The sequence below is a fragment of the Verrucosispora sp. SN26_14.1 genome, assembly GCF_004307965.1.
Lineage (GTDB): Bacteria > Actinomycetota > Actinomycetes > Mycobacteriales > Micromonosporaceae > Micromonospora.
On record NZ_SISL01000397.1, the window covers coordinates 1 to 5405 of the forward strand.

Consider the following 5405-nt stretch of genomic DNA (forward strand, 5'->3'; position numbering starts at 1 on the left):
GTATCAGAGACAGGATCCGGCCACCGAGCGCGGCGACCGCCACCGCCACCAGCGTCAGCGCCGCGCCGAGCACCGTACTCGTCGCCGGGCGGGTCTGCGCGGAGGGAAGCAGCACGTCCAGCAGCACCGCGCCGACGACCTGACCGGCGACGGTGGCCAGGCCGAGCAGCAGCACGCCGGTGAGGCGGACCACCGCCGCCGCCACCGCGATGAAGGTCACCCCGATCGGCCCGCCCAGATAGAGCCACGGCTCGGCGGGCAGGTCACCGGCGGGCACACCGCGTACGGCGAGGCTGACCACGAAGACGGCCAGCAGGGCGGCCGTACCGACGGCGAAGTTGACCAGCGTGGCGGTCACCGTGCTCCGGGTGGCCTCGCGGACCCGCCCGTTCACCGCCTGCTGCCAGGCCACCCCGACGCCGGCCAGCAGCGGCAGCAGGGCCAGACCGATGGTGGCCGGTTCGGCCAGCCGATCTCCGACGGCCAACAGCACCGCGGCCACGGTGAGGACCGCACCGGCGAGCCGGGCGAGGGTCACCGGCTGCGGCCCGCTCGGGCCGACCCCGGCCCGGTCCACGACGAGACTGCTGCCGGACTGTCCGGCGACCACCGCCACGGTGAACACGGCGACGCCGAGCGTACCGACGGTGGCGCTCTGGGTGAAGACGAGGAACGCTCCGCAGACCCCGCCGAGGCACTGCCAGAGCCGCAACCTGCCGGTGCCGAGCGCGGCGCGCAGCGCGGTCAGGCCCCGACGCCCGTTCCCGGTGGCGACGCCGAGCACCACCAGCACCAGCAGCCCCAGGCCGAACGAGACCAACGCGGCGGCGACCCCGTCGTCGAGCCGTACGCCCAGCTCGCCGTTGATCCGCGACTGGGTGGCGACGGCGACCCCGGCGACGGCTCCCAGCGCCACGGCACCGGCCCGCCGACCGGCCGACACCGTCGGCCCGGTCGCCGTCGCGCCCTGACTCAAGCCTGTTGGTCCAGGGGGCGGCCGTCGAAGTCCACCGCCGAATAGAGCGCCAGCTTCTCCAACTTGTGGAACGAGTCGATCACCCGGATCGTGCCGCTCTTGGACCGCATCACGATCGACTGCGTGTACGCCCCACCCGAGCGGTAGCGCACACCCTTCAGCAGGTCACCGGAGGTGACACCGGTCGCCACGAAGAAGCAGTTGTCCCCGGTGACCAGGTCGTCGGTGGTGAGCACCCGGTCCAGGTCGTGCCCGGCGGCGAGCGCCTTCTCCCGCTCGGCGTCGTCGCGTGGCCAGAGCTTGGCCTGCATCATCCCGCCCATGCACTTGAGCGCGCAGGCGGCGGTGATCCCCTCCGGGGTGCCGCCGATGCCCATCAGCACGTCGACGTCGGACTCGCCCCGGGCGGCGGCGATGACACCGGCGATGTCGCCGTCGGAGATGAACCGGATGCCCGCCCCGGTACGCCGGATCTCCTCCACCAGCCCGTCGTGCCGGGAGCGGTCGAGTACGCAGACCGTCACCTCGTCGAGGCCGGTGCCCTTGACCTTGGCGATGCGGCGCAGGTTGTCGGCCACCCCGGCGTTGATGTCGACCACGTCCGCGTACGCCGGGCCGACCGCGAGCTTCTCCATGTAGAACACGGCGCTCGGGTCGAACATCGCACCCCGTTCGGCGACCGCCAGCACCGCGAGCGCGTTCGGCATGCCCTTGCTCATCAGCGTGGTGCCGTCGATCGGGTCGACCGCGACGTCCACCTCCGGGCCGGTGCCGTCGCCGACCTCCTCGCCGTTGAAGAGCATCGGGGCGTTGTCCTTCTCGCCCTCGCCGATCACCACGACACCCTTCATCGGGATCGAGTTGATCAGCTTGCGCATGGCGTCGACGGCGGCGCCGTCGCCGCCCTCCTTGTCACCCCGGCCGACCCAGCGACCGGCGGCCATCGCCGCGGCCTCGGTCACCCGGACCAGGTCGAGGGCGATGTTGCGGTCGAGGTTCTGTGGGGTACGCGTCCTGGCGGTCGTCATGAACGGCTCCTCCTCGCGGCGGTGCGGGGTTGACCGGGCCGGGTCCTGCCGGCTTCGTTCCTGATCCTCACACGATGGCGGACCCGCGACCGGGGCGGGGCGGTGATGGGCCGGATACCGCCGGTCGGGCGGCTGCGAGAATGGCCCGGTGGAACCCGCACAGCCTGCCGACCGCGCAACCGCAGACCAGCCGTCGACGGCCGAGCAGCCGACCGTCGACCGGGCCGCCGGACCGGACGTACCCGAGGACCGGCCGGAGCCGACGCGGACCGCCGGGGAACCGGCGGCCGAGACCGCCCCGGGACGCTCCGAGCGCAGACCCCGCGACATGGCCATCTCGCTGCTGGTGCTGCTGGTCCCGATCGCCCTGCTGATCGCCTTCTCCCGGGGCTTCCTCGGTGGGGACGCGCCGAGCACGGTGAACCCGACCCCCGCCTTCGATCAGGCGCGCTCGGCCGCCGCCTTCCCGGTCTCCGAGCCGTCCGGGCTGCCCGACGGGTGGAAGACCGTACGTGCGGCGTACCGGACCACGGAGGAGGGCGCGACCCTGCGGGTGGGCTATCTCACTCCCGAGGGGCGTGGTCTGCAACTCGTGCAGAGCAACGTGCCACCGGAGCGGCTGCTGCCCACCGAGCTGACCGAGCAGGGGCGACCGCAGGGGCAGGCCGACCTCGGGTCGGGCGCCTGGCAGCGGTACACCGGGCGGGGCAACGAGCAGGCATTGGTGTTGCTCGAACCGGAGCGGACCGTGATCGTCGTCGGGGACGCCCGGGACAACGAACTGCGCGAGATGGCCACCGCCGTCGACTGAGCCTGCTTCGTGGTGATTGCGGGCGGCGTCGGCAGGGAACAGGAGAGGCGAGCCACCGGCGCGGGAAGCGTCGGGTGACCGCTGGGAGACACCGATGACCATTCGCAGACTGAGCGCCGGTCTCATGGCCGCCGCCTTGCTCACGCCTGGAGTCGCCGCCTGCACAACCTCCGGTGACACCGCGCCCACCACCACCGCCACACCGTCCGCCACCGGCTCCGGCGCACCCGCCGCGGACTCCGAGGCCAAGCAGGCGCTGCTGGACTCGACCAAGGAGATCAGCAACGGCAACTTCCGGTTCACCATGTCCGGCGTCGGCTCGGTCGCCGAGGGCCAGGTGCACCAGCCGAGCCAGAGCGCCGAGATCCGGGTACGCCTGGGCGAGCCGACCGACGACCTGGCGATCAGCCTCGACCTGATCCACGCCAAGCCGGACAGCTGGGTCAAGGTGGACCTCAAGGGCGGCGCCGCGACCAGCGTGCCCGGCCTCGACCGGCTGAACCTCGGCAAGTTCCAGCACCTCGACCAGAGCCGGATCCAGGGAGACCGCAACCTCGGCTTCGACTTCGACAAGGTCGACCCGGCCGGGAGCGCCGCGCTCACCCAGGCGGTCACCGAGGTGCAGCGCACCGGTGACGGCACCTTCTCCGGCACCATCGACGTCTCCAAGGCCGCCGAGGCCGGCTCGCTGGACCAGGGCGTGGTCACCGCGCTCGGCCCGGAGGCCAACGCGGTGCCCTTCACCGCCACCACCGACGCGCAGGGCCGCCTCACCGAACTGGTGCTGCGGATGCCGCCGACGGGGGCCGCCGCCGGCCAGGAGATCAAGATGACGTACAGCGACTACGGCAACGCGACCGCCGCGCAGAAGCCCCCGGCCGACCAGGTCGTCGAGGCGCCGCCGGAGTTGTACAACCTGTTCAAGTAAGCGGTCCCTCGCGGGGCGGCGACGAGACGCGGCGGGAGCCTTCCGGCTCCCGCCGCGTCGTGTCCGGGGTACGTCCAGGCGTCAGGTCGTCGACTCCTGGCGGGCGGCGTCGATCCGGGCACGGGCGCCGTCGAGGCGACTCTGGCAGATCACCGCCAACGCCTCACCGCGCTCCCACAGGGCCAACGACTCCTCCAGCGACGTCCCGCCGGCCTCCAGCCGCTCCACCACCGACGCCAGTTCGGCACGAGCCTGTTCGTAGCTGAGCCGCTCGTCCGACCCGTCGGTCTTCTCGTCAGTCATCGCTTGCCTCTCCCACAACAGGGCCGACAGGTCAGGGGTTCACGGTGGCCGACAGTTCGCCGTCGGCGACGCGTACCCGCAGCGGGTCACCGGGTGCCACGTCGCCGGCGGCGCGGACCACGTGGCCGTCGGCGCGCTGCACGATGGCGTACCCCCGGTCCAGGGTGGCGGCCGGTGAGAGCGCGCGCAGCCGGGCCAGGGTGTGCCGGAGGTCGTCGTCGGCGGCGGCGATGCGGTGGTCCAGGCAGCGCACGGCCCGCTGGCGCAGGGCGGCCAGGTCACCGGCCCGCTGCTCCACCATCACCTGCGGGCGGGCCAGCGCCGGACGGGAGCGCAGCGCCTCGATCCGGTGCGACTCGCGGTCGACCAGGTGGTGCACCGCGCGCCGCAGCCGGTGGCGGGCCTGCCCGATCAGGCGTACCTCCTCGGCCAGGTCGGGCACCACCCGCTTGGCCGCGTCGGTCGGGGTCGACGCGCGGACGTCGGCCACGTAGTCGACCAGCGGCGCGTCCGTCTCGTGGCCGATCGCGCTGACCACCGGCGTACGGCAGGCGAACACCGCCCGGCAGAGGGCCTCGTCGGAGAAGGGCAGCAGGTCCTCGATGCCGCCACCGCCCCGGGCCAGGATGATCACATCGATGCTCGGGTCGCCGTCCAGCACCTTGAGCGCGTCGACGATCTGCGGCACGGCACCGGGGCCCTGCACGGCCACGTTCACCGTCCGGAACTCCACCGCCGGCCAGCGGCGACGGGCGTTGGTGAGCACGTCCCGCTCGGCGGCGCTGGCCCGGCCGGTGATCAGCCCGATCCGCTGCGGCAGGAACGGCGGCCGGCGCTTGCGGGCCCGGTCGAACAGCCCCTCGGCGGCGAGCAGCTTCTTGAGCTTCTCCAACCGTGCCAGCAGCTCACCGAGACCCACCTGCCGGATCTCGTCGGCCCGCAGGCTGAGCGTGCCCCGGGCGGCGTAGAACTCCGGCTTGGCGTGCAGCACGACGCGGGCGCCCTCGCGCAGCTCCGGCGCGCCGGTGTCGAGCACGTCGCGGTTGGTGGTGACGGTCAGGCTCAGATCCGCCGACGGGTCACGCAACGTGAGGAACACGGTGCTGGCGCCGGGCCGCCGGCTGATCTGCGCCACCTGCCCGTCGACCCAGACCCAGCCCAGGCGCGCCACCCAGGCGCCGATCTTCTGACTGACCACGCGCACCGGCCACGGCTCCTCCGCTGTGCTGGCCCCTGTGCCGGCAGCCGTCCCGCTCCCGGTCGCCGTCCCACCCGTACTCACCCGCCCACCCTAAGCCCACCCACCGACCGCCTCGCTGATCACGACCGGGGCGGCGGCCGACGGGGTCGGCGGCGGGG

The 5405-nt window shown here is 73.2% G+C and carries 6 protein-coding genes; 2 read left to right on the forward strand and 4 right to left on the reverse strand.

Annotated elements, in window-relative coordinates; all coding sequences use genetic code 11:
* Positions 1-943, reverse strand: a 943-nt coding sequence (locus EYA84_RS25285) for a DMT family transporter (protein ID WP_236145955.1), incomplete at its 3' end; no start/stop codon positions are given.
* A gap of 29 nt (positions 944-972) precedes the next feature.
* The gene (gene glpX / locus EYA84_RS25290; RefSeq protein ID WP_131055994.1) at positions 973-2004 is read right to left on the reverse strand and encodes a class II fructose-bisphosphatase; all 1032 of its coding nucleotides are present in this window, start codon (positions 2002-2004) and stop codon (positions 973-975) included.
* Positions 2005-2152: 148 nt separating this feature from the next.
* Here glpX and EYA84_RS25295 point away from each other — a divergent pair, with 148 nt between their 5' ends.
* Together EYA84_RS25295 and EYA84_RS25300 are read left to right on the forward strand one after the other, a co-directional pair.
* A complete protein-coding gene (locus EYA84_RS25295; protein ID WP_131055996.1) occupies positions 2153-2815 on the forward strand; it encodes a DUF4245 domain-containing protein in 663 nt (220 codons plus the stop codon).
* Between the two features lie 94 nt (positions 2816-2909).
* Positions 2910-3743: a hypothetical protein gene (locus EYA84_RS25300; RefSeq protein ID WP_131055998.1), complete on the forward strand. Its 834-nt coding sequence runs from the start codon at positions 2910-2912 to the stop codon at positions 3741-3743.
* Positions 3744-3824: 81 nt separating this feature from the next.
* Here the strand turns inward: EYA84_RS25300 and EYA84_RS25305 are convergent, their stop codons facing one another.
* Both EYA84_RS25305 and xseA read right to left on the reverse strand, forming a co-directional pair.
* The gene (locus EYA84_RS25305; protein WP_131056000.1) at positions 3825-4046 is read right to left on the reverse strand and encodes an exodeoxyribonuclease VII small subunit; all 222 of its coding nucleotides are present in this window, start codon (positions 4044-4046) and stop codon (positions 3825-3827) included.
* Between the two features lie 31 nt (positions 4047-4077).
* Entirely contained in the window at positions 4078-5328 is a 1251-nt protein-coding gene (gene xseA / locus EYA84_RS25310) for an exodeoxyribonuclease VII large subunit (RefSeq protein WP_131056002.1), read from the reverse strand.
* Between the last annotated feature and the right edge of the window lie 77 nt (positions 5329-5405).